We start from the raw sequence: 21,761 nt of genomic DNA on the forward strand, positions 1-21,761 counted from the left end.
ACCGGACCGTCGTCCCGCGCAGCGACTACGGCGCGCGGAAGCTCGCCCGCGCGACCAGTCCCGATCCGCCTGCGCGGGAACCGAGCGTGACCGCCCCGCCGATCCGGTCCGCGAGGGCTCGGACGATCGCGAGCCCGAGGCCGCTGCCGTCAGGACCGTCTCGCGTCGCGACACGGTAGAATCGCTCGAAGACCTTCTCGCGCACCTCCGGCGGTATGCCCGGGCCCTCGTCCTCGACGTCCAGGCAGGCGCCCGTCTCCGTGCGCCGGACACGGACGACGGTGGTGCCTTCGGGACGGTTGTAGCGGATCGCGTTGTCCACGAGATTGGTGAGGATCTCGCCGACGATGAACGGATCGCCCACGACCGGCACCGCGCCGTCGGGGCGATCGAGGACGATCTCGCCCCCGCGCGCGAGGGCGTGGGGCACCTGCTCCGTGACCACGCGGGCCGCGATGTCGTTCAGGTCGGTGATCGCCGCGGCGGCGTCCGTGGCGGCCGCGCCCGCATCGGCGCGGGCGAGCGCGATCAGTTGCGCGAGCAAGCGTTCCAGGCGCCGCGCGGCTCCGTCGATATCGTCGATCGCCGCGGCGTGGGCCGGTTCCCCGGGCGTGATCCTGCGGAGCAGTTCCACGTGCATCCTGAGCACGGCGAGCGGCGTCCGCAGCTGGTGCGAGGCGTCCGACGTGAAGGTGCGCTCCCCCGCGATCGCCTGCTCCAGGCGCTCGAGCAGCGTGTTGAGGGCGAGCACCGGGGCCAGCGCCTCGCGGGGCACCCCGGCCACGTCGAGCGGCTGCAGGTTGATCGCGCCCGGGACCGCCCGCCGGTCGATCGCGTCGCTCAGCCGGGTCAGCGGCCTCAGGCTGCTGTCGATGCTGTACCACGACAGGGCCCCGATCAGGCCCATCAGCCCCAGCTCGGCCAGCGCGAGCCCGGCGAGCAGGCGTCGCTCCAGACCCTGGCGGGACTCGCGCGTCTCGGCGACCTGGACGAGGACCGGGTCCGGCTTCCCGTAGACCCGCCGGGCCTGGGCGGCGATCCGCACGGCCGCCCCGCGGACGATGCCGTCGCGATGGGTCGTCACCCCGAGCGGGAGCGTATCGACGTCCAGGCCCGGGAGGTCGCGATAGCCGGTCACCAGCGCCCCGCCGTAGGTGACGCTGTAGTAGATCCGGTCCTGCGCTTGGCTCTCCAGCATCCCGAGGGCGACGCGGGGCAGGTCGACCGACACCTCGCCGTCCTCCACGGTCAGCCGCTCGGCGATCGCCAGGACGGACCCGTCGAGCAGGCGGTCGTGCGTCGTCTCCACGACGTTCCGGATCACGAGCGCGCCGGCGAAGCCGAGCAGCAGCGCGAGCGCCAGGGCCGGGAGCAGCATGCGGACGAGCAGGCGCCGCCGGATCGAGGGCGCGCGCGGCCGGGTCACACCGGCATCAGCAGGTAGCCGAGGCCGCGGATCGTGCGGATCTCGGGCCCGTCCGGCTGCAGCTTCTTCCGCAGGCGGGCGACGTAGAGTTCGAGGGCGTTCGGCGCGACCGCCTCGTCGAAGCCGAAGATCTCGGCGCTGAGCCGTTCCTTCGGGACGGGTTTCCCGGCGCGCGTCATCAGGATGGTCAGGACGGCGAGTTCCCGGCGGCGCAGCGCGACGGGCGCCCCGCCGAGGGTCACGGTACCCGCGGCCCGGTCGAGCTCCAGCGCGCCGCAGCGCAGGACCGGGTTCGGCACCGCCTGCCCGCGGCGGACGAGCGCCCGCACCCGCGCCTCGAATTCGGCGAGGTCGAACGGTTTGAGCAGGTAATCGTCCGCCCCGAGATCGAGCCCGCGGACGCGGTCGCTGATGGCGTCGCGCGCGGTCAGGATCATGACCGGAACGGTCGAGCCGGCCGCCCGGACGGCCTTGAGGACCTCGAAGCCCGGCAGGCCCGGCAGGCCGAGGTCCAGGACGATGAGGCTGTAGGGTTCGCTCAGCGCGAGCTGCACCGCGTCCGCTCCGTCCGCCTCGTGGTCGACGGCGTATCCGCCGTGCCGGAGGGCGGCGACGAGGCCGCGCGCCAGGGCGGCATCGTCCTCGACGACCAGAACGCGCATGCTCCTCCCGTCATCGATCGTGTTGGCCGAAGCGGTCCTCCGAGTCTAGCATTCCCGCCCGGTCTCTGCACGGCGAAGCTGCGCGGACTCCCGCGGCTCTCGAAGGGCAGACCCTGGTGCGCGCTCCCGCTGTCGTCGGCCTCGTCCTGCTGCTGATGGCCGGTCCGGGCCCGGCCTCGGCACAGGTCGAACCGTCTCCGGCGGCCGAGGGGACCGGGTCCGCCGCGGCGCGCGGCGCGACCGTCGTGGTCGTGCGGGCGACGACCGACGAGGCCGAGGTCGCCGACCTCCTCGCGGGCTTCCGCGAGGCCCATCCCGGCGTGGCGGTCTCCTACACCAAGATGAATTCCGCGACCCTGTACGACGGCTTCGTGGAGGAGGCCGCGGCCGGCGCGGTCGAGGCGGACATCGTGTGGAGTTCCGCCATGGATCGCCAGATCAAGCTGGTGAACGACGGCTACGCCGCCCACTACGCGTCCCCCGAGGCGGCCTCCCTGCCGGCCTGGGCCGTGTGGCGCAACGAGGCGTTCGGCGTCACGGCCGAGCCGATCGCCATCGCCTATAACAGGACGCTCCTCCCGCCGGAGCAGGTTCCCCAGACCCGCGCCGACCTGATTCGAGCCCTGACGGACCACCCCGAGACGTGGCAGGGGAAGGTCGCCGCCTACGATCCGGAGCGGAGCGGCGTCGGCTCGCTCATCCTCGCGCAGGACGCGGACGTGACGCCCCGGACGTGGGACCTCGTCTCCGCCCTCGGGCAGGCCGGCGTGAAGCTCTACACCCGGACGGAGACCATGCTCGACCGCATCGCCGCGGGCGAGGCCGTCCTCGCCTACGGCGTGTTCGGCGCCTACGCCCTCGAGCGGGCCCGGCACGATCCGGCGATCGGCCTCGTGCTGCCCACGGACTACACGCTCCTCGTCTCGCGGATCGCCTTCATCGCGAAGGACGCGCCGCATCCCGCCGCAGCCCGCATGTTCCTCGACTACATGCTCTCCCGCGAGGGGCAGGCGCGGCTCGCCGCCCGGTCGCTCACGCCGGCCCGGACGGATGCCCGCCGGGCCGACGACCCGGTCGCGTCCGCCCCGGCCCTGCGGCCGGTCCCGGTCGGGCCGGAGCTGCTGGCCAACCTCGACCAGATCCGGCACGCCCGCATGCTGCGGCGCTGGCGGCGCGCCGTGGAAGGCCGCTGAGACCGGGTCCCGCGACAGCTTCGTGACAGGTTGACCGGCGTATAGCGGCGTCAAGCGCTGCGAAGTCGGCGCGAATACATGGGAGGATTGGTTTGCGGCTGCAGCCCGATCGCCACGAGCGATCGTCAGCCGTTCAGAACCGACGCTTCCCTCGTGCGGTTGCGACCGCTCCGGCGCCTGAGGGAGACAGCAATGATACAGGCCCATCCGTCGAGTTCCAAAGTCGCCACGGTCCTGCGCGTGACCAGCGGCAACTTCCTGGAGATGTTCGACTTCTTCCTGTTCGGCTTCTACGCCACCTACATCTCCAAGACCTTCTTCCCGGTCGGCAACGAGTTCGCCTCGCTGATGCTGACCTTCGTGACGTTCGGCGCCGGCTTCCTGATGCGGCCCCTCGGCGCGATCTTCCTCGGCGCCTACGTGGACAGTATCGGCCGCCGGAAGGGGCTGATCGTCACGCTCGGCATCATGGCGGCCGGCACGATCCTGATCGCCTTCGTCCCCGGCTACGGCACGATCGGCCTGTTCGCGCCCTTCCTGGTCCTCGTCGGGCGCCTGCTGCAGGGCTTCTCGGCCGGCGTCGAGCTCGGCGGCGTCTCCGTCTACCTGTCGGAGATGGCCACCCCCGGCAACAAGGGCTTCTACGTGTCCTGGCAATCCGGCAGCCAGCAGGTCGCGGTCATGTTCGCCGCCGTGATCGGCTACATCCTCAACCACGCCCTCTCGCTCGCCGACATGAACGACTGGGGCTGGCGGATCCCGTTCTTCATCGGCTGCGCGATCGTGCCGTTCCTGTTCTACATCCGGCGGTCGCTGGAGGAGACGGAGGAGTTCCTGAAGCGCAAGCACCGCCCCTCCATGAAGGAGGTGTTCGGCTCGCTCGCCAGCAACTGGCAGATCGTGCTGCTCGGCATGCTGCTCGTCGGCATGACCACGATCTCGTTCTACACGATCACCGTCTACACCCCGACCTTCGGCAAGGCCGTGCTCAAGCTGTCCGACACCGACAGCCTTCTCGTGACCTTCTGCACCGCGCTGTCGAACCTGTTCTGGCTGCCGGTCATGGGGGCCCTGTCCGACCGGATCGGGCGCAAGCCGCTCCTGCTGGTGTTCTCGGCGCTGACCCTGCTCACCGCCTACCCGGTGCTGGGCTGGCTCGTGGCCAACCCGAGCTTCGGGAACATGCTGATCGCTCTCCTGTGGCTGTCCTTCCTGTACGGCAGCTACAACGGCGCGATGGTGGTCGCGCTGACCGAGGTGATCCCGGCGAGCGTGCGCACGGCCGGCTTCTCCCTCGCCTACTCGCTGGCGACGGCACTCCTCGGCGGCTTCACGCCCCTCGTCTCCACGTGGCTCATCGAGGCCACGGGCAACCGCGCGGCCCCCGGGCTGTGGATGGCCTTCGGCGGGGCGTGCGGCCTCGTCGCCACGCTCCTGATCTACCGCCGCGCGACCCAGCCGGTCGCTCTGGGAGCCCCCGCGTGACCGGCTCGCCGGGAGCACCCCGCCTCGGAGACTCCGCGCGCGTCGCGTCGTAGGGGTCACGACAGAGGGGCGGCCGGGACTGGATCGCCGGCCGCCGCCCGCCCCTCCCCTGACTGACCGCCGCGCCGACCGCCCGACACGGGTCCCGTCGCGCGACCTCAGAGATCCAACGTCTTGCGGGCGAAGCTCTCGATGTAGTCGACGAGCCTGTCCGACGCGGCGCCGGCAGCCTCGACGTCGCGACGCCCGACCGCCTCGCAGACGTCCGCGTGGAGGTTGGCGGTCAGCGGCAGATCGGCCGCCTGCTTGTAGTGCTGGTACCAGAACCGCCGCGACAGGCCCGCCATGCTCTCCAGCGAGCGCACGGCGAACTCGTTGCGCGAGGCCGTCGCGATCAGCTCGTTGAACTGCCGGTCGAGGCGCATGAACGCCAGATCGTCCGACGCCGCGGCCGCGTCGCGCATGTCCTGCGCGAGCCCCGCGAAGACCTCGCGCTCCTCGCGGGTGGATCGCTCCGCGGCGAGGCGGGCGATCAGGCGCTCCAAGACGCGCCGCGTCTCAAGGAGCCGCAGCTGCGAGCGCACGTTGATGTCCGACACCAGGATGCCGCGCCGCGGCATGACCACGACGAGCCCGTCGCGCGCGAGGCGCTGAAGGGCTTCCCGGATCGGGGTCCGCCCGATCCCGAGCCGTTGGACCAGGTTCTGCTCGCCGAGCACGAGGCCGGGCGGGAGCACCAGGGTCGTGATCATCTCTTCCAGCTGCTGGTAGGCCCGGTCGGTCAGCGTCAGGTCGGGCAGATCGTCGTTGCCGCCCGCGGCATAAGAGGCCCCCTGGGAGGCCTCCTGTGGGGCCTCCTGGGACGCCCCTTTCACGGCCTTCCGCGCCCGCTTGCGGCCCGGCTCGGCGGCGCGGACGGACGTCGTCTTCCCGGTCACGAAGTTCATGGACGACACCTCCGCCACGGCCGGGCCCGCACACCACGCCGCCATCCGCGTGCATGGGGCGGGCCCGCGCACCGCGCAAGGGCATACGTCTGATATATCTTGCGCATCTTAGTAATATCCTGCATGACGACTCGCCGCATATAACTGCGAGGGAGGTTGAGCCATGGCAGGGCCTGTAGCGATTTCCGCCGGCGACGTGCTGCCGGACCGGGTGACCGCGGACGCCACCGCTCGCGCCGCGGTCGGGTCGGGCGCGCTGATCGCGGCGCGCCTCGAGCGGCTGCCGATGACCGCCTTCCAGCGCAACATCTTCCTCATCATCGCCACGGCGTGGTTCTTCGATTCGATCGATCTCGGCTCGCTCACCTTCCTCCTCGGATCGATCAAGACCGAGTTCGGCCTGACGACCGCCCAGGCGGGACTGCTCTCGAGCATGAGCTTCATCGGCATGTTCGCGGGCGCGGCCCTGTCGGGCATGCTCGCCGACCGGTTCGGGCGGAAGGTGGTCTTCCAGATCAGCATGGTGTTCTGGGGGCTCGGCAGCCTCTGGTGCGCCTACGCCCCGGACGCGACGATGCTGGGCTATGCCCGCCTGCTGCTCGGCTTCGGCATGGGCATGGAGTTCCCGGTGGCGCTCGCCATCGTCTCGGAGTTCCTGCCGACCGCCAAGCGCGGCCGCTACCTCGCCATCATGGAAGGGTTCTGGCCGCTCGGCTTCATCGCGGCCGGCTGCCTCAGCTACGTGCTGCTCAGCTATTTCGACTGGCGCGCTGTCTTCCTCGCGCAGGCCGTGCCGGCGCTGTTCCTGTTCGTGATCCGCTTCCTCGTGCCGGAATCGCCCCGCTGGCTCGCCGACCGCGGCCGGCACGCGGAGGCGGACCGGGTGATGGCGCAGATCGAGCGGCAGGTCGCCCTGCGCCTCGACGGGCGTCCGCTTCCGGAGCCGACCGTCCTGCCCGAGCCGGCGCGGGGTGAGCGGCGCTTCTCGTTCCTCGAACTCTGGAGCCCCGGCTACGCCAGCCGGACGGTGATGATCTGGCTGACGTGGTTCTTCGCCCTGCTGGGCTTCTACGGCCTCACCACCTGGCTCGGCGCGCTCCTGCAGGAGGCCGGCTACAGCGTCGCCAAGTCGGTCACCTACACGATCCTGATCTCGCTCGCGGGCGTGCCGGGCTTCATCGCCTCGGCGATCCTCGTCGAGCGCTGGGGCCGCAAGCCCACCGCGGTCCTTATGCTCCTGGGCAGCGCCGTCGCCGCCTACCTGTACGGTCACTCGCCGTCGTTCGGCTGGCTCATCGCCTACGGGCTGATGATGCAGTTCTTCCTGTTCGGCATGTGGTCGGTGCTCTACGCCTACACGCCCGAACTCTACCCGACGCGGGCGCGCGCCACCGGGGCCGGCTGCGCCTCGGCCATCGGCCGCGTGGGCTCGCTCATCGGACCCTTCGCCATCGGCCTGATCTTGCCGGTGCTCGGCCACGGCGGCGTCTTCGCCCTGGGCGCCGGCTCGTTCGTCATCGCCGCCGCGAGCGTCGGGTTCCTCGGCATCGAGACCAAGGGCAAGTCCCTGGAAGCCATCTCGCACTGACCGGACCGGCCCCGACCGGACGGTGGCGACGTCGCCGCCCGGTCAGGTTGACAACTGATATATCAACGGTATCTCTAATCTAGCAGATCTCGGTGGGGGCGCGGCGTCACCCCCATCCCAGCGAGGAGGCGCATCATGGAACTCGCCAACACCCGCATGAGCGAGCGGCAGCGGAACTACCGCGCCAATTACCGCCAGCGCGTGGCCGGCTGGTACAACGGCTTCCTGCACATCGCGATCATCTACACGATCGGCCTCACGGCCCTGTACATCTACGTCTCGAACATCCACGCGCCGAGCTGGATCGAGCTCGCGACGGTCCCGGTCGTGTTCCTGTTCTGCAATTTCTTCGAGTGGTGGCTCCACCGCTACGTGATGCACCGGCCGCAGAGCAATCCGATCGGGCGGGCCGTCTACAATCGGCACACGCTGCAGCATCACCAGTTCTTCACCGACCACGAGATGCGCTTCGCCGACCACCGGGACTACCGGGTGACGTTCTTCCCGCCCTACGCGCTGGCGACGTTCACGCTGATGTCGATCCCCGGCGCCGTCGTGCTCGGCAACATCTTCACGCCCAATGTCGGGTGGCTGTTCATCACCACGACGACCAGCATCTACATGATCTACGAGTTCATGCACTTCTGCTGCCACGTCGAGGAGAACTGGTTCGTCCGCAACATGCCGTTCATCAACACGAACCGGCGGCACCACACGGCCCATCACGACCAATCGATCATGATGGAGCGGAACATGAACCTGACCTTCCCGATCATGGACTGGCTGTTCGGCACCTCGGACCTGAACCGCGGTCTCATCGGGACGCTCTTCAACGGCTACGACACGCGCCACGTGAAGAACGACATGCGCAAGACCGCGCGCACGCCCGGTGCCCCCGAGCCCCGGGCCATGCAGGCCGCCGAGTGACCCGCCGCGCAACCCGCCGCCTAGACTGACGAGCAGCTCGGAACGCCGCCATGGACATGATCGAACCGAACGTCGCCGCGCTCGCGTGGTTCGCCCTCTTCGCCGGGGTCGCCTGCACCGGCTTCTACGTGCTGGCCGGGATGTTCCCGCTGGAGACCCGCCCCGACCTGAGGGCGCGCCCCCTCGGCCTCGCGCTGATCGCGGCCAACGTCCTCCTGCTCGCGGCGCTGACCGGCGGGATGCTCGCCTACGGAGCCGCCGAACTCCGCTGGTCGAGCCTCGTGATCGTGGGCGGCTTCGCCATCCTGTTCGCGCCCGGCCTGTTCAACGTCTGGCCCCAGCGCTGGCGCGACGGCGTCGCGGGCCTGGCGATCGTGCTCGCCGCCCTCTGCGGCGCCCTCGGCCTGCTGCAGCAGGTCGGCACCGTCTTCGTCCTCTGACCCGCACGCGCGATCCGGGAGGGATCCCATGCCGTTTCCGATCAAGTTCGGCCTGTCGGTCGCCGTCGCGCTCGCGGCGCTCGCCGGCTGGTTCTACATGGGCCATCTCGGCCAGACCGGGCCGCGCTGGGCCGTGGCCTTCCTCGGCCCGTTCATGGTGGTCAGCCTCTGGATCTTCCCCGAGGTGATGCGCAACCGCTCCGACGGCCGCACCCCGCGCCACCGGATCCGGGAGGCGCGGTGATGGACAAGGTCTATGCCGGGGACCGGACGATCGACGGGATCGTCGTCACGGTGAACGGGGCGCCGCTGCCGGATCGGGCCGAGGCCAAGTGCTACTCCCGGAACGGCTTCGAGTGGAGCTACGAGGGTCCCGAGCCCTCGCAGCTCGCCTACGCGATCCTGGTGGATCATCTCGGCGACGCGGCGGAGGCGGAGCGCCTGCAACCGCGCTTCATGCGCGGCGTCGTGGCCAACTTCCAGAACGAGTGGGAGATGACGACGGCCGACGTCGCCCGCGTCCTGGAGCGCCTGGATTCGGGCGGCGCGGCGCGGTCCGGCTGAGACTTGCAGCGCCCTCCGCCGCGGCGCGTCGGGACCGCGGCGGCGTTCCGTAGCGGCCCTGCCTGTGCCATGCTCCCGCGTCCGGAACCCCGGAGTCAGAGCGCAACCGGGCTGCCCAGCCCCGGGCTGGGGGCCTGTCGGAGCGAGGCCAGCATGTCCGACGACCGCTACCACCGGAAGGCGCTCGGCGACCGCCCGCTCCGTCCCGAGACGCTGATGCTCGGCTACGGCTACGACCCGGCCCTGTCCGAGGGCGCGGTGAAGCCGCCGGTCTTCCTGACATCGACCTTCGTGTTCACCTCGGCCGAGCACGGCAAAGCCTTCTTCGACTACGTCTCGGGACGGCGCGAACCGCCGGTCGGCGAGGCGGCGGGGTTGGTCTACTCGCGCTTCAATCACCCGAACAGCGAGATCGTCGAGGACCGGCTGGCCGTCTTCGAGGAGGCCGAGGCCGCGCTGGTCTTCTCCTCCGGCATGTCGGCGATCGCCACCACGATCCTGGCCTTCGCGCGGCCCGGCGACGCGATCCTGCACTCGCAACCCCTGTACGGCGGCACCGAGACCCTGATCGCCAAGACCCTGGCCGGGTTCGGCATCGCGCCGTTCGGGTTCTCCGACGGCACCGATCCGGCGAGCGTGCGCGCCGCGGCCGACCGCGCGGCGGGCGCGGGACGCGTCAGCGTCGTCATGGTCGAGACCCCCTCGAACCCGCTCAACACCCTCGTCGACCTGGGCCTCGTCCGGGCGGTCGCCGAGGAGATCGGCGCCCGGCAGGGCGGCGAGGCGCCGGTCGTCGTCTGCGACAACACCCTGCTCGGGCCCCTCTTCCAGCACCCGCTGCGCGAGGGCGCCGACATCTCGGTCTACTCCCTGACGAAGTATGTCGGCGGCCACTCCGACCTGATCGCCGGCGCCGCCCTCGGCTCGGCGGCGCGGATGAAGCCGGTGCGGCTTCTGCGCTCGGCGATCGGGACCGGTCTCGACCCGCATTCCTGCTGGATGCTCGGGCGCTCGCTCGAGACCCTGTCGCTGCGGATGAACGCCGCCAACCGGAACGGCGAGATCGTCGGCCGAATGCTGGCGGCGCACCCGAAGGTGGCGCGCCTCCACCACCTCGCGCATCTCGAGCCGGGATCGCGGCAGGCGCAGGTCTACGCCAAGCAGTGCGCAGCGCCGGGCTCGACGTTCTCGTTCGACATCGTCGGCGGCGAGGCCGAGGCGTTCCGGGTTCTCAACGGCCTCCAGCTGTTCAAGCTCGCCGTCAGCCTGGGCGGAACCGAGTCGCTCGCCAGCCACCCGGCCTCCACGACCCATTCCGGCGTGCCGAAGGCGGTGCGCGACCGGCTCGGGATCACGGACGCGACCATCCGGGTGTCGATCGGGATCGAGCACCCGGACGATCTGGTCGCCGACCTCGCGGCCGCTCTGTCCGTCCTGGGCTAGGGACGCGCCCAACGGCGGCCGGGCGCGGTGCGCACGCCGTCGAGGCGGCTCGGTCGCATCGCCCGGCAACGCGTGTCCGGCAACCGGAGACCGCGCGTTAACGACGCCCCGCATTTCGAACAGTCGCTGCACGACATTGCGGGGACGGGACAGAATTGCGGCCGCGCGGAACTGGTCAGCGCAGGCCTTCCTTCCTAGTGTCTGGCCGCGAAACGCGACGGGACGATCGACGGACCCATGAATTTGGCAACCGGCACCCAGTTCGACACGCGGAGCGGCGCTCCGGGCACGCGCGTGGCCGCCGTAACCTTCGACCCGCGGGTGAAAGGTCTCACCTGGCTGGCGCTGAAGGGCTTTCTGCTCTCGATCGTGACCTTCGGCATCTACAGATTCTGGTACGTCACCAATCTGCGCCGCTTCTTCTGGGAGCGCACCGCGCTCGACGGCTCGCCCGCCGAGTATACCGGCACGGGCAAGGAACTGTTCCTCGGCTTCCTCGTCGCGCTCGCGATCCTCGTGCCGATCTACGTCGCGCTGTTCGCGCTCTCGCTCGTCGCGCCCGCGCTCGCCCCGTTCTCGGTGGTGATCTCCTTCGTGTTCCTGTTCCTGCTGGGACAATTCGCGATCTACCGCGGGCGCCGCTACCGCGCGATGCGGACGCTCTGGCGCGGCATCCGCCTCGGGCAGGACGGCTCGGGCCTCGCCTACGCGGCCCGCGCGGGCGGCTGGTGGCTGCTCACGCTCGTCACCTTCGGCCTGGCCTTCCCGTTCATGCGGGCGAGCCTGGAACGCTACCGCATCGACCACACCCTGGTCGGGACCAGCCGGATGCACTCGACGGCGCGGGGACGCAGCGTGCTCGGCCCCTGGCTGTTGCTGTACGTAATCGGGCTGGGGCCGCTGATCGCGCTCGGCATCGCCCTCCTGGTCGCGGCGGATTTCTCGCTGCCCACGGACCTCCTGGTACCGAAGCCCGGCGGCAAGGCCGGCCAGACGATCCTCAACCCCGCCTACGCGGCCTCGAAGATCGGCATTCTCCTCCAGGCGATGGGCTTCGTGGCCGCCATCTGCGTGCCCGCGGCGCTGCTCCTGCTCCCGTACTACCGCGCCCGCGAGACGCGGGCGTTCATGGGCGCCGCCAGCCTCGGTCACGCCCGCCTCACCTCGAGCCTGAAGGCGCGGCAGTTCTACTGGCCGTACATCGTCTACATGCTGTCGCTCCTGGGCTTCCTCGTCGTGCTGGGCCTCGTCGCGGCTCTGCTGATCTTCGCCGCACGGGCGGCGGGCGATCTCAGCATGCTCCACTGGCTCGTCGTCCTCATCTACCTGGTCGGCGCGCCGCTGTTCGCGGTGCTCTACGTGCGCGTGGTGCAGGCCCGCCTGTGGGCGGCGGTCGCGACGAGCACGACCGTGACGGATCCCGAAGCCCTGGATGCCGTCCTCGCCTCGTCCCGCGGTGCCGGCAGCGGTCTGCAGGAGGGCCTCGCCGACGCGCTCGACGTCGGAGGCGCGCTCCAGATCGGCTTCTGACGCTTGACCCGCGCTTCCCAGGCGATCGACGTGACGCCGATCGAGGTCGAGGGCCGCTACTTCGACGGTGTCAGCGCGCGGGCACATCCCGTCGCGCTGCGCCTCGACGACCGCTTCCGCGTCTCCGGGCCCGGAGTCGCCCAGGACTGGAACCTGCTCGACCTGCGCGCCGCCGTGTCCGTGCCGCCGCTGATGCGGATCGGTCCGGCCGGCGAGCCGGTCCGCGTGGAGTTCTCGGACGCGACGCTCGCCGCCGCGCTCGCGGCGCGCTGCCCGGACCTCCATCGCCGGGAGCGCTCGGGCGGCACGGTGCGGCTCGTGCTCTGGTCTCTCGCGGCCGGTCTCTCGGTCCTGCTCGTGGCGGTCTTCGGCGTCCCGCAGATCGCCGGGCTGCTGGCCCCGCTGGTGCCGGACGCGGCCGAGTCGCGGCTCGGGGCGGTGGCGGAGCCGCAGGTCCTGCGCTTCCTCGGCGACCCGCCGGCGTGCGCGGAACCGGCCGGCCGCGCGGCGCTCGACACGCTCGTGGCCCGCCTCGTCGCGGCCGGTCGGACGGAGGGCTCGCTGCCTCCCGAGGTGGCCGTGAGCGTGCGCCGGCACGGCACGGCCAACGCCTTCGCCCTGCCGGGCGCCCGCGTGATCGTGCTCTCGAGCCTCATCGCGCGGGCGCGCTCGGCCGACGAGGCCGCGGCGGTCCTGGCGCACGAGCTCGGCCACGTCCGCCGACGCGATCCGACCCGCTCCCTCATCCGGGCGTCGGGCACCTCGTTCCTGTTGAGCCTCGTCCTGGGGGACCTGACCGGCTCGACCATCATCATCGCGCTGGGCGACGCGGTGCTCTCGGCCGGCTACAGCCGCGACGCCGAGCGGGCGGCGGACGCCTACGCGGTCGACCTCATGACCCGCGCGGGCGGCAACGGCGCGGCGCTCGCCGACATCCTCGAGCGCATCGCCAAGGACAAGCACGACGGGAAGAGCGACGTGCTGGACCTGCTGCGCAGCCATCCCTTCACGCGCGAGCGCGCCGCCGCGATCCGTGCCCAGGCGGGCCCTGCGGCGGCCGAACGCCAGATCCTGTCCGGCGCCGCCTGGACGGCACTCAGGGGCATCTGCGAGCCCGAGACGAAGACGACCGAGCCGTAGGTCCGGATCACCGGGCGGTCGCTGTCCGCGGGCAGCCGCGGCCGACGACCCGGCTCCGGTCTCCGAGCCGGTCGGTGTCGCCACGGCCGGCGGCCTGACTGAGATTCTGAGCAACTAATTGCTGTCGGATCGCCCGCCCCTCGGCTTCTGTGACGCCGGCACAGAGGAGGAGCGGATGGCACACCACGCGACCGGGGTTCCGAACCCGCCCCCGTTCGATCCCGAGGCGATCCCGGAGGCCGCCACCCTCGCGCGCGGCGGGACCGGCCTCCGGTTGCAATGGCGCGACGGGCTGACCGCGACGCTGTCGGCGGAGCGGCTGCGGCTGCGCTGCCGCTGCGCATGGTGCACCCGTGACCGGGTCGAGCGACGCTTTCCTCAGGCCGCCGCCGACATCGCGGTCGCGCGGGTCGAACCGATGGGCGGCTACGCCGTCCACATCGCGTTCTCCGACGGCCACGCCCGCGGGATCTTCCCCTGGTCCTACCTGCGCGCCCTCGTCGCCGAGGCCGTCGACGGCCCTTCCGACGCCGCGCAGGCCGCCTGACCGCGCGATCCGATCCTCCGGCGATCCCACACGCCCCGCCCCTGACCTGACGCGAGATCTTGCCATGAACGCGTTCGAATCCGCGACGAAGACCGAGATTATCGAGACCGACATCCTGGTGATCGGCGGCGGCACCGGCGGCCCGATGGCCGCGATCAAGGCCAAGGAAGCCGATCCGAAGCTCCGGGTCGTCCTGATGGAGAAGGCCAACGTCAAGCGCTCGGGCGCGATCAGCATGGGCATGGACGGGCTGAACAACGCCGTCGTCCCGGGCTACGCCACCCCCGAGCAGTACGTGAAGGAGATCACCGTCGCAAACGACGGCATCGTCAATCAGAAGGCGGTGATGGCCTACGCGCAGGGGTCGTTCCCGATGATCCAGTACCTCGACAAGCTCGGGGTCAAATTTGAGAAGGACGGCTCCGGCGAGTACAACATGCGCAAGGTCCACCACATGGGGACCTACGTGCTGCCGATGCCGGAAGGTCACAACGTCAAGAAGGTCCTCTACCGGCAGCTCCGCCGCCTCCAGGTCGGCGTGACGAACCGGTACATGGCGACGCGCCTGCTGAAGGGCGCGGACGGGCGCATCGCCGGAGCGATCGGCGTCAACACCCGCACCTCCGAGTTCCTGGTGGTGAAGGCCAAGGCGGTGATCCTCGCCTGCGGGGCCGCCGGCCGCCTCGGCCTGCCGGCCTCCGGGTACCTGTTCGGGACCTACGAGAACGCGGCGAATTGCGGCGACGGCTACGCGATGGCCTATCACGCGGGCGCGCAGCTCGCGAACCTCGAGTGCTACCAGATCAACCCGCTGATCAAGGACTATAACGGCCCCTCCTGCGCCTACGTCACCGGCCCGTTCGGCGGATACACGGCCAACAATCGCGGCGAGCGCTTCATCGAGTGCGATTACTGGTCCGGACAGATGATGCTCGAGTTCTGGCGCGAGCTGCAGGGCGGCAACGGCCCGGTCTTCCTCAAGATGGACCATCTGCGCGAGGAGACGATCTCCGAGATCGAGACGATCCTGCACTCGAACGAGCGCCCCTCCCGCGGACGCTTCCACGAGCGGCGCGGCACCAATTACCGCCAGCGTCCCGTGGAGATGCACATCTCCGAGATCGGCTTCTGCTCGGGCCACTCGGCCTCGGGCGTCTTCGTCGACGAGTTCGCGCGCACGACGGTCCCCGGCCTCTACGCGGTCGGCGACATGGCGAGCGTGCCGCACAACTACATGCTGGGCGCCTTCGTGAACGGCGGCATCGCCGGGGCCGACGCCGCCGCCTACTGCACGGCCAACGCCCTCGCCGACCATGACCCGGCGGACATCGCCGTCGAGCGCGAACGGGTCCTGGCGCCGACCCGGCGCGTCGACGGGCTCACCCCGCACGAGATGGAGTTCAAGACCCGCCGCTTGGTGAACGACTATCTCGAGCCGCCGAAGGTGACGGCGAAGATGGAGCTCGGCCAGCGCCGCTTCGCCGAGATCCGCGAGGACCTCGACCTGCTCTGCGCCCGCGACCCGCACGAGCTGCACCGGGCGCTCGAGATGCAGACGATCCTCGACTGCGCCGACATGGCGGCGGCGGCCTCGCTCTACCGCACCGAGAGCCGTTGGGGCTTCTACCACCTGCGCGTCGACTATCCCGAGACGAACGACGCCGAGTGGGCCTGCCACACGGTCCTGTTCAAGGACGGCCAGGGCCGGATGGCCCACGCGAAGCGCGCCGTCGACCCGTTCATCGTGCCGGTCGCCGCCGAGGAGATGGGCGCCTACCACCAGCTCCGCATCAAGACGCCGGCCGCCGCCGAGTAATCCCGCCCCGTACCGGAGATCGATCCATGCCGATCATCAATCAGGCCAGCAGCGCCGCGGTCGTCATCGACGACGCCAAGTGCATCGCCGAGAAGGGCTGCCGCGTCTGCGTCGACGTCTGCCCGCTCGACATCCTCGCGATCGATGAGACCCGGCAGAAGGCCTACATGAAGTACGACGAGTGCTGGTACTGCATGCCCTGCGAGGTCGACTGCCCGACGAACGCGGTCAAGGTCAATATTCCCTACCTGCTGCGCTGAGGCCGACCATGAGCCCCGTGTTCGATTCCTTCGACGACGATCTCGACGACGTGGCCGAGCGCTGCGCGAGTGCCGACGCCGGCGTCCGGCGCGTCGCGATGATGGAGCTCGCCGAGGCCGTCGGCCCCGCGGCGAAGGTCCTGCTCCTCAAGGGTCTCGGCGATCCGGACGCGGCCGTCCGCGCCGCGGCGGCCAAGGCGCTGGACGAGCACGACGGCGCGGACGTCGTCGAGGGCCTCGTGCGGTCCCTGGAGGACGACGACGAGGCCGTGCGCCGCACCGCCGCCGATACCCTGGCCGAGAAGAAGGAGCCGGCCTGCGGGCCGCTCCTGATCGAGCGCGCCGCGCACACCGACCCGTTCGTGCAGGCCTCCGCCCTGCGGGCCCTGCGCGAGCTCGTCCTGCCGGACGCCCTGTCGGCCGCGCTGAAGGCGCTCCAGAGCCCGTCCCCGGAGGTGCGCCGCGAAGGTCTCGGCGTCATCGGCTACCTCAAGGCCGAGGAGGCGCTGCCGGCGCTGATCGCCACCGCGGGCGATCCCGACCCGACGGTCCGGCGCGCCACGATGGCGGCGCTGGTCTTCCTGCGCCCCGGCGGTCCGGGCATCGGCACGCTGATCGCCGGCCTGTCCGACGAGCACTGGCAGGTTCGCGAGGAGGCGGCCGTCTCCTGCGCCAAGATCCGGCTGCCCGAGGCGACGGCGCCCCTGATCGCCGTGATGGACGATCCCGTCTGGCAGGTCCGCACCAAGGCGGCCAATGCCCTGGGCCGGATCCGGGCGCCGGCGGCCGTCGAGATCCTGGGCCGGGCGCTGACCTCGGAGGTCAGCAACCTGCGCAAGGAGGCGGCCGCAGCCCTCGGCGAGATCGCCGACCCGCGAGGCCTCTCGGCCCTTGAGGCGGCCGCCAACGATCCCGATCCCGACGTGCGCAAGCTCATCCAGTGGGCGATCGGACGCTGTCAGGGACGCCCCTGATCGATCCGGCCGTCTCGGCCTCGTCGCGGCGCCGCATCCTCCGGGTGCGGCGCCGCTTCACGTCCGCTCGGCTCCGCGATATCCAGACGCTGCCGGTGCCGGTGGCCAGTTTAGAGCTGGTACAGGGTTTGCTGCGCCGCGGCAGGTAGGATGCTGGAGGCGGCAATGCAGACCACGGCGCCGATACGCCCGTCTCAGGCCCCGGCGGGGCTCCAGACCCAGGCGAGCGCCCTCCTGTTGTCCGAGGCCGCGCCCAAGGCCGGAACCGGGCAGCGCCCTCTCCTCGACGGGCTGACCGAGCGCGAGGTCGCCCTCGTGCTGGAGAAGGGCCGGCGGCGCGTGCTCTACCGCGGCGCGACCCTGTTCACCCAGGAGACGCCCAACGACGGGATCTGGATCGTCGAGAGCGGCCGCATCCGGGTCTTCTACGCCGCGCCGTCCGGTCGCGAGATCACGCTGGCCTACTGGTACCCCGGCAACTTCGTCGGCGGTCCCGACGTGTTCGGCGCCGGCCTCCACAAATGGTCGGGCATGGCGGCGAGCAATTCCAGCGTGCTGCACCTACCGGCCAAGGCGCTCCGGCAGCTCGTGACGCAGATCCCGGCCCTCGCGATCGGGGTGATCGACGGCCTGACCTTCAAGGGCCGCTGCTACTCGACCCTGGCCCAGATGCTCGGGACCCGCTCGATCACCGAGCGCCTCGCCCACCTGCTCCTGCACCTGTGCGACCTCTACGGCGTCGCGGAGGAGGACGGGACGGTGATCGCGGCGACCTTCACGCACGCCGACCTCGCCCACATGGTCGGCGCCACACGGCAATGGGTGACGATCAGCCTGAAGCGGCTCTCGGAGCAGGGCGTCCTCGTCACGCGGCGCACGCAGATCGTCGTGCTGCGTCCCGACATCCTCGCGGCGATGCGCGGCGGCGAGGAATGCGCCTAAAACGCGAGCGTCCCGCACAAAACCGCAGCACATCCGGAGCCGCTCGACCTTTTTGCGCAACTAATCGACCCGCAGGCGTCCTCGGCATTTGATCGGACGCGCCGCAGCGCCCGATCATGCCGTCGATGTCTTCGCGACATCGGGCCGAAATGTTGGAGCGGGCGATGACTGGACGATTTCCCGGGCTCAGATCGGTCTCCGCTCTCGCGCTCCTCGCGCTGGCGGGCGCCGGGATCGGGGCACCGGCCCGCGCCGAGACCCTCACCGTCGGCATCGGCACGCAGGACACGACGACCAACACCGCGACGGTCGGCGTGGTGATCCGCCAGCTCAAGCTGCTGGAGAAGTACCTGCCCAAGACCGGCAAGTACGCCGGCACGACCATCCAGCTCGACTGGCAGAACTTCACGTCCGGGCCGCCGGTCACGAACGGCATGATGGCCGGGAAGCTGCAGTTCGGCGCGATGGGCGATTACCCGCTCGTCGTCAACGGCGCGACGTTCCAGAACAATCCCGAGAGCCAATCGCGACTGATCGCGGTCGCCGCCTACAATCTCCACGGATCCGGCAACGGGATCGTGGTCAACAAGGCTTCCGAATACTTCTCGTTCGAGGATCTGAAAGACAAGGTCGTCAGCGTGCCCTTCGGGTCGGCGGCCCACGGGATGGTCCTGAAGGCGCTGCAGGACAAGGGCTACCCGGCCACCTATTTCCGCCTGGTCAGCCAGAGCCCGGAGGTCGGCTCGACCAATCTCCAGGAGCGGAAGATCGACGCGCACGCGGATTTCGTCCCCTTCGCCGAGCTTCTGCCGTTCCGCGGCTTCGCGCGCAAAGTGTTCGATGGCGTCGAGACCAACCTCCCGACCTGGCACGGCGTGGTCGTGCGCTCCGACTTCGCCGACCGCTACCCCGAGATCGTCGAGGCCTACCTGAAGGCCGTCCTCGACGCCGACGCCTGGGTCAAGGCCGATCCGAAGCGCGCCGCCGAGCAGATCGCGGCCTGGACCGGCACCGACAAGGAGGTGGTCTACATCTTCCTCGGGCCCGGCGGGATCATGACCGTCGATCCCACGATCAAGCCGCAGCTGGTCGAGGCCGCCCGCGAGGACGTCAAGGTCCTGCAGCGGCTCGACCGGATCAAGACGTTCGACGTCGGTCCGTGGGTCGACGACGGGCCGCTGCGCAAGGTCTTCGCCGAGCGCGGCCTGGACTACGCGCAGCAGCGCGCGAGCACCGCCAATTACGAGGTGCGCGGCGAGGACACGTACTGCAAGAGGCCCGTCACCGAGCCGCGCAAGGCCGGCGAGATCTGGGTGAAGGGCGGGGCGATCCAGCCCTACGCGAGCGCGGCCTGCACGCTCGGCGCGCTGAACGAGATGAAGTCCAAGGGGCAGGCCGTCGACGTCGCCTACGTCTTCGACACGGCCCGCGGCATCAAGCTGTTCGCCCGGGAGGCCTTCTACGTCGTCGACGGCAAGGGCGGCATCGCGCCGTTCCTGCTGAAGCAGGACGCCGAGGCCGCGGCGCGGGGCGGCGGCACGGTGATGCCCTACGACGAGGCCCTGAAGGCCGCTGTGACGGGAGGCTAGAACCGCATGGAAGCTGTCGCTCTCCGGCCCGCCGCCGAGTCGCGCCCGCCGCGGGCGGCGCCCCTCCCGCCGCCGGCCGCGTCCGCCCGCCCCGCGACCGGCCGCGTCCGCCGCTGGCTGCGGCTGCATCACGGCGCGTTCCGGGCCGCGCTGATCGGGCTCACCTCCCTGATCCTGTTCGTCGCGCTCTGGCAGTATCTGACCGCGAACCGCGTCACCCTCTACGTGCGGTTCCTGAACATCCCGACGCCGATGGACGTCGTGGATCGCGCGGCGATCGCCCTGCGCAGCCCGAACTTCGGCGACCACGCGCTCATCTCCTGCCGCCGGATCCTCTTCGGATTTCTCCTGGCCGGCGGCGTCGCCGTGCCGCTCGGGCTCCTCATGGGGCGCTACCGCCTCCTGCGCGAGATCGCCTTCCCGATCTGCGAGGTGCTGCGGCCGATCCCGGCGATCGCCTGGGTGCCGATGGCGATCATGCTCTGGCCGACCAACGAGGGCTCGATCGTCTTCATCACCTTCCTGGGCTCGTTCTTCCCGATCCTGATCAACACACTCCAGGGCATGGTCCAGGTCGACCCGGTCCTGGTGCGGGCCGCACGCTGCCTCGGCGCCCGCGAGGCGGCGGTGTTCCGCGAAGTCTACCTGCCGGCCTCGCTGCCGCAGATCTTCACCGGGCTGACGGTCGGCATGGGGGTGGCCTGGGTCTCGCTGATCGCCGCCGAGATGATCTCCGGCCAGTTCGGCATCGGCTACTTCACCTGGGAAGCCTACTCGCTGGTCCAGTACCCGGACATCGCCCTCGGCATGATCACGATCGGGCTGCTCGGCCTCGGCTCCAGCTTCGCGATCCGTCTCGTGGGCCGCCTCGTCATGCCCTGGGCCGCGGCCCGCTAGGCCTCCGCCCGCCGCCCGGCGCGGTCCTCGCCGGACCGGTCCTCCACGCGCGTCACCAATCGGGAGCTTGCCATGGCAGAATCGAGCCGGGGCCTGATCGAGGTCAGCGACTTCTGCCTGCGCTACGAGACGATGGAGGGATCCGTCGAGGCCGTCTCGAACGCCTCGCTCACCGTCCATCCCGGCGAGTTCGTGTCGATCATCGGGCCCTCGGGCTGCGGGAAGTCGACGCTGCTCAACGCTCTGGCCGGCTTCCTCAAGCCGTCGTCCGGGCGGGTCACCGTCGACGGCGAGGCGATCGTGGGACCGAGCGCGGATCGCGGCATGATCTTCCAGCAATACTCACTGTTTCCCTGGAAGACGGTGCGCGAGAACGTCGAGTTCGGCCTGAAGATGAAGGGCGTCCGGCGCAGCGAGCGCGAGCGACAGGCGCGGACGCTGCTCGGCCTCGCCGGGCTCACGGCGTTCGAGAACCACTATCCGGACCGATTGTCCGGTGGGATGAAGCAGCGTGTCGGCATCGTGCGCGCGCTCGCCACCGGCCCGCGCATCCTGCTGCTCGACGAGCCGTTCGGCGCCCTCGACGCGCAGACGCGGCTGATCATGCAGCAGATCCTCACCAACATGTGGCAGCGCCTGAAGATCTCGGTGCTGTTCGTGACCCACGACATCGACGAGGCGATCTTCCTCTCCGACCGCGTCTACGTGATGACCGCCCGACCCGGGAGCATCAAGGCCGAAATCGTGGTGCCCCTGCCCCGCCCGCGCCAGCCGGCCCTGACCCTGTCGTCCGAGTTCCTGGGCCTGCGCCGGGGCCTGATGTCGCTGATCCGCGAGGAGAGCCTGCGCGCGATGGGCGGCGAGGTCAGCGCCGAGGCGATGAAGGGACTGGCGATCGATCTCGAGGGCCAGGATCTCCCCGCGCTGCTCTGACCCCTGCGCCGAGGTGCGAAGTCATGACCTATGTCGTCACCGAGAACTGCATCCGCTGCAAGTACACCGACTGCGTCGAGGTCTGCCCGGTCGACTGCTTCTACGTCGGCGAGACCATGCTGGTGATCAAACCGGACGAGTGCATCGATTGCGGCGTCTGCGAGCCCGAATGCCCGGCCGATGCCATCAGGGCCGACACCGAACCGGAGATGGCGGCCTGGAAGACCTTCAACGCCAAGTACGCCGATCTCTGGCCCAACATCACCGAGAGGACCGAGCCGGCCGACGACGCCGCGGCGTGGGACGGCCGCGACGGCAAGCTGCTCGACCTGTTCGGCACTGCCGACCCGGCGTCCGCTTGAGCGAGGACTGATCCGTCGATGAGCAAGTTCTACGAGGAGCGCGTTCTGTCGGTCCACCACTGGACCGACAACCTGTTCTCGTTCCGCACGACGCGG

At 70.4% G+C, this 21,761-nt stretch carries 22 protein-coding genes and 1 pseudogene; 20 read left to right on the forward strand and 3 right to left on the reverse strand.

Translation table 11 applies throughout. From position 1 onward, the window contains the following. Positions 1-25: 25 nt before the first annotated feature. A complete protein-coding gene (locus C4T42_RS28015) occupies positions 26-1,426 on the reverse strand; it encodes a sensor histidine kinase (RefSeq protein WP_181049230.1) in 1,401 nt (466 codons plus the stop codon). After that, positions 1,423-2,088, reverse strand: a complete 666-nt coding sequence (locus C4T42_RS28020; protein WP_020095782.1) for a response regulator — start codon at positions 2,086-2,088, stop codon at positions 1,423-1,425. Before C4T42_RS28020 ends, C4T42_RS28015 begins: the two co-directional genes overlap by 4 nt. 116 nt (positions 2,089-2,204) lie before the next feature. On the opposite strand from C4T42_RS28020, the gene C4T42_RS28025 reads away from it, so the two are divergent. Then, a complete protein-coding gene (locus C4T42_RS28025; protein ID WP_103986279.1) occupies positions 2,205-3,281 on the forward strand; it encodes an ABC transporter substrate-binding protein in 1,077 nt (358 codons plus the stop codon). Positions 3,282-3,473: 192 nt separating this feature from the next. Then, a complete protein-coding gene (locus C4T42_RS28030; protein ID WP_020095784.1) occupies positions 3,474-4,766 on the forward strand; it encodes an MFS transporter in 1,293 nt (430 codons plus the stop codon). A 158-nt stretch (positions 4,767-4,924) separates the two neighbouring features. Here the strand turns inward: C4T42_RS28030 and C4T42_RS28035 are convergent, their stop codons facing one another. Then, on the reverse strand, positions 4,925-5,713 hold the full coding sequence (locus C4T42_RS28035; RefSeq protein ID WP_103986280.1) for a GntR family transcriptional regulator: 789 nt from the start codon (positions 5,711-5,713) through the stop codon (positions 4,925-4,927). Between the two features lie 163 nt (positions 5,714-5,876). On the opposite strand from C4T42_RS28035, the gene C4T42_RS28040 reads away from it, so the two are divergent. The 18 genes and pseudogenes from C4T42_RS28040 to C4T42_RS28125 all read left to right on the forward strand — a co-directional run. Next, entirely contained in the window at positions 5,877-7,301 is a 1,425-nt protein-coding gene (locus C4T42_RS28040) for an MFS transporter (protein ID WP_026605338.1), read from the forward strand. 135 nt (positions 7,302-7,436) lie between these two features. After that, complete coding sequence (locus tag C4T42_RS28045; RefSeq protein WP_020095787.1) at positions 7,437-8,228, forward strand: sterol desaturase family protein; 792 nt, start codon at positions 7,437-7,439, stop codon at positions 8,226-8,228. A 50-nt stretch (positions 8,229-8,278) separates the two neighbouring features. Beyond that, complete coding sequence (locus tag C4T42_RS28050) at positions 8,279-8,668, forward strand: hypothetical protein (RefSeq protein WP_020095788.1); 390 nt, start codon at positions 8,279-8,281, stop codon at positions 8,666-8,668. Between the two features lie 28 nt (positions 8,669-8,696). Further along, positions 8,697-8,912, forward strand: a complete 216-nt coding sequence (locus C4T42_RS28055; protein WP_020095789.1) for a hypothetical protein — start codon at positions 8,697-8,699, stop codon at positions 8,910-8,912. Next, entirely contained in the window at positions 8,912-9,232 is a 321-nt protein-coding gene (locus C4T42_RS28060) for a DUF6166 domain-containing protein (RefSeq protein WP_020095790.1), read from the forward strand. Before C4T42_RS28055 ends, C4T42_RS28060 begins: the two co-directional genes overlap by 1 nt. A 153-nt stretch (positions 9,233-9,385) precedes the next feature. Next, positions 9,386-10,675, forward strand: a complete 1,290-nt coding sequence (locus C4T42_RS28065; RefSeq protein ID WP_103986281.1) for a cystathionine gamma-synthase family protein — start codon at positions 9,386-9,388, stop codon at positions 10,673-10,675. A gap of 237 nt (positions 10,676-10,912) precedes the next feature. Further along, entirely contained in the window at positions 10,913-12,205 is a 1,293-nt protein-coding gene (locus C4T42_RS28070; protein WP_103986282.1) for a YjgN family protein, read from the forward strand. 3 nt (positions 12,206-12,208) lie between these two features. Further along, positions 12,209-13,345 (forward strand): M48 family metallopeptidase, encoded by a 1,137-nt coding sequence (locus tag C4T42_RS28075; RefSeq protein WP_103986283.1) that lies wholly within the window; start codon positions 12,209-12,211, stop codon positions 13,343-13,345. Between the two features lie 175 nt (positions 13,346-13,520). Further along, positions 13,521-13,892: a DUF971 domain-containing protein gene (locus tag C4T42_RS28080; protein WP_091927946.1), complete on the forward strand. Its 372-nt coding sequence runs from the start codon at positions 13,521-13,523 to the stop codon at positions 13,890-13,892. A 64-nt stretch (positions 13,893-13,956) separates the two neighbouring features. After that, a complete protein-coding gene (locus C4T42_RS28085; protein WP_020095795.1) occupies positions 13,957-15,708 on the forward strand; it encodes a fumarate reductase/succinate dehydrogenase flavoprotein subunit in 1,752 nt (583 codons plus the stop codon). Between the two features lie 26 nt (positions 15,709-15,734). Further along, positions 15,735-15,968, forward strand: coding sequence for a ferredoxin family protein (locus C4T42_RS28090; RefSeq protein WP_020095796.1), 234 nt, complete (start codon positions 15,735-15,737; stop codon positions 15,966-15,968). An 8-nt stretch (positions 15,969-15,976) separates the two neighbouring features. Further along, complete coding sequence (locus C4T42_RS28095) at positions 15,977-16,942, forward strand: HEAT repeat domain-containing protein (RefSeq protein WP_020095797.1); 966 nt, start codon at positions 15,977-15,979, stop codon at positions 16,940-16,942. Between the two features lie 165 nt (positions 16,943-17,107). Beyond that, complete coding sequence (locus C4T42_RS28100) at positions 17,108-17,884, forward strand: Crp/Fnr family transcriptional regulator (protein ID WP_091682861.1); 777 nt, start codon at positions 17,108-17,110, stop codon at positions 17,882-17,884. Between the two features lie 164 nt (positions 17,885-18,048). Beyond that, positions 18,049-19,473 carry an ABC transporter substrate-binding protein gene (locus C4T42_RS28105; protein ID WP_244540034.1) on the forward strand — a complete coding sequence of 475 codons (1,425 nt, stop codon included), beginning with the start codon at positions 18,049-18,051 and terminating at the stop codon, positions 19,471-19,473. Positions 19,474-19,479: 6 nt separating this feature from the next. Beyond that, the gene (locus C4T42_RS28110) at positions 19,480-20,370 is read left to right on the forward strand and encodes an ABC transporter permease (RefSeq protein WP_103986284.1); all 891 of its coding nucleotides are present in this window, start codon (positions 19,480-19,482) and stop codon (positions 20,368-20,370) included. Positions 20,371-20,442: 72 nt separating this feature from the next. Beyond that, on the forward strand, positions 20,443-21,303 hold the full coding sequence (locus C4T42_RS28115) for an ABC transporter ATP-binding protein (protein WP_103986285.1): 861 nt from the start codon (positions 20,443-20,445) through the stop codon (positions 21,301-21,303). A 23-nt stretch (positions 21,304-21,326) separates the two neighbouring features. Then, positions 21,327-21,665 (forward strand): ferredoxin FdxA, encoded by a 339-nt coding sequence (gene fdxA / locus C4T42_RS28120; RefSeq protein ID WP_103986286.1) that lies wholly within the window; start codon positions 21,327-21,329, stop codon positions 21,663-21,665. 18 nt (positions 21,666-21,683) lie between these two features. Further along, positions 21,684-21,761, forward strand: a pseudogene (locus C4T42_RS28125) (ferredoxin--NADP reductase); the annotation flags it as partial.

Origin of the sequence: Methylobacterium sp. 190mf (genome assembly GCF_900107945.1) — a bacterium.
GTDB lineage: Bacteria > Pseudomonadota > Alphaproteobacteria > Rhizobiales > Beijerinckiaceae > Methylobacterium.

Bases quoted from the DNA above. Each gene is read 5' to 3' on its own strand.
- C4T42_RS28065 (WP_103986281.1), top strand. From the start codon at position 9,386: ATGTCCGACGACCGCTACCACCGGAAGGCGCTCGGCGACCGCCCGCTC.
- C4T42_RS28090 (WP_020095796.1), top strand. From the start codon at position 15,735: ATGCCGATCATCAATCAGGCCAGCAGCGCCGCGGTCGTCATCGACGAC.
- C4T42_RS28055 (WP_020095789.1), top strand. From the start codon at position 8,697: ATGCCGTTTCCGATCAAGTTCGGCCTGTCGGTCGCCGTCGCGCTCGCG.
- C4T42_RS28080 (WP_091927946.1), top strand. From the start codon at position 13,521: ATGGCACACCACGCGACCGGGGTTCCGAACCCGCCCCCGTTCGATCCC.
- C4T42_RS28115 (WP_103986285.1), top strand. From the start codon at position 20,443: ATGGCAGAATCGAGCCGGGGCCTGATCGAGGTCAGCGACTTCTGCCTG.
- C4T42_RS28035 (WP_103986280.1), bottom strand. From the start codon at position 5,713: ATGAACTTCGTGACCGGGAAGACGACGTCCGTCCGCGCCGCCGAGCCG.
- C4T42_RS28020 (WP_020095782.1), bottom strand. From the start codon at position 2,088: ATGCGCGTTCTGGTCGTCGAGGACGATGCCGCCCTGGCGCGCGGCCTC.
- C4T42_RS28095 (WP_020095797.1), top strand. From the start codon at position 15,977: ATGAGCCCCGTGTTCGATTCCTTCGACGACGATCTCGACGACGTGGCC.
- C4T42_RS28085 (WP_020095795.1), top strand. From the start codon at position 13,957: ATGAACGCGTTCGAATCCGCGACGAAGACCGAGATTATCGAGACCGAC.
- C4T42_RS28060 (WP_020095790.1), top strand. From the start codon at position 8,912: ATGGACAAGGTCTATGCCGGGGACCGGACGATCGACGGGATCGTCGTC.
- C4T42_RS28105 (WP_244540034.1), top strand. From the start codon at position 18,049: ATGACTGGACGATTTCCCGGGCTCAGATCGGTCTCCGCTCTCGCGCTC.
- C4T42_RS28110 (WP_103986284.1), top strand. From the start codon at position 19,480: ATGGAAGCTGTCGCTCTCCGGCCCGCCGCCGAGTCGCGCCCGCCGCGG.
- fdxA (WP_103986286.1), top strand. From the start codon at position 21,327: ATGACCTATGTCGTCACCGAGAACTGCATCCGCTGCAAGTACACCGAC.
- C4T42_RS28045 (WP_020095787.1), top strand. From the start codon at position 7,437: ATGGAACTCGCCAACACCCGCATGAGCGAGCGGCAGCGGAACTACCGC.
- C4T42_RS28030 (WP_020095784.1), top strand. From the start codon at position 3,474: ATGATACAGGCCCATCCGTCGAGTTCCAAAGTCGCCACGGTCCTGCGC.
- C4T42_RS28040 (WP_026605338.1), top strand. From the start codon at position 5,877: ATGGCAGGGCCTGTAGCGATTTCCGCCGGCGACGTGCTGCCGGACCGG.
- C4T42_RS28100 (WP_091682861.1), top strand. From the start codon at position 17,108: ATGCAGACCACGGCGCCGATACGCCCGTCTCAGGCCCCGGCGGGGCTC.
- C4T42_RS28050 (WP_020095788.1), top strand. From the start codon at position 8,279: ATGGACATGATCGAACCGAACGTCGCCGCGCTCGCGTGGTTCGCCCTC.
- C4T42_RS28070 (WP_103986282.1), top strand. From the start codon at position 10,913: ATGAATTTGGCAACCGGCACCCAGTTCGACACGCGGAGCGGCGCTCCG.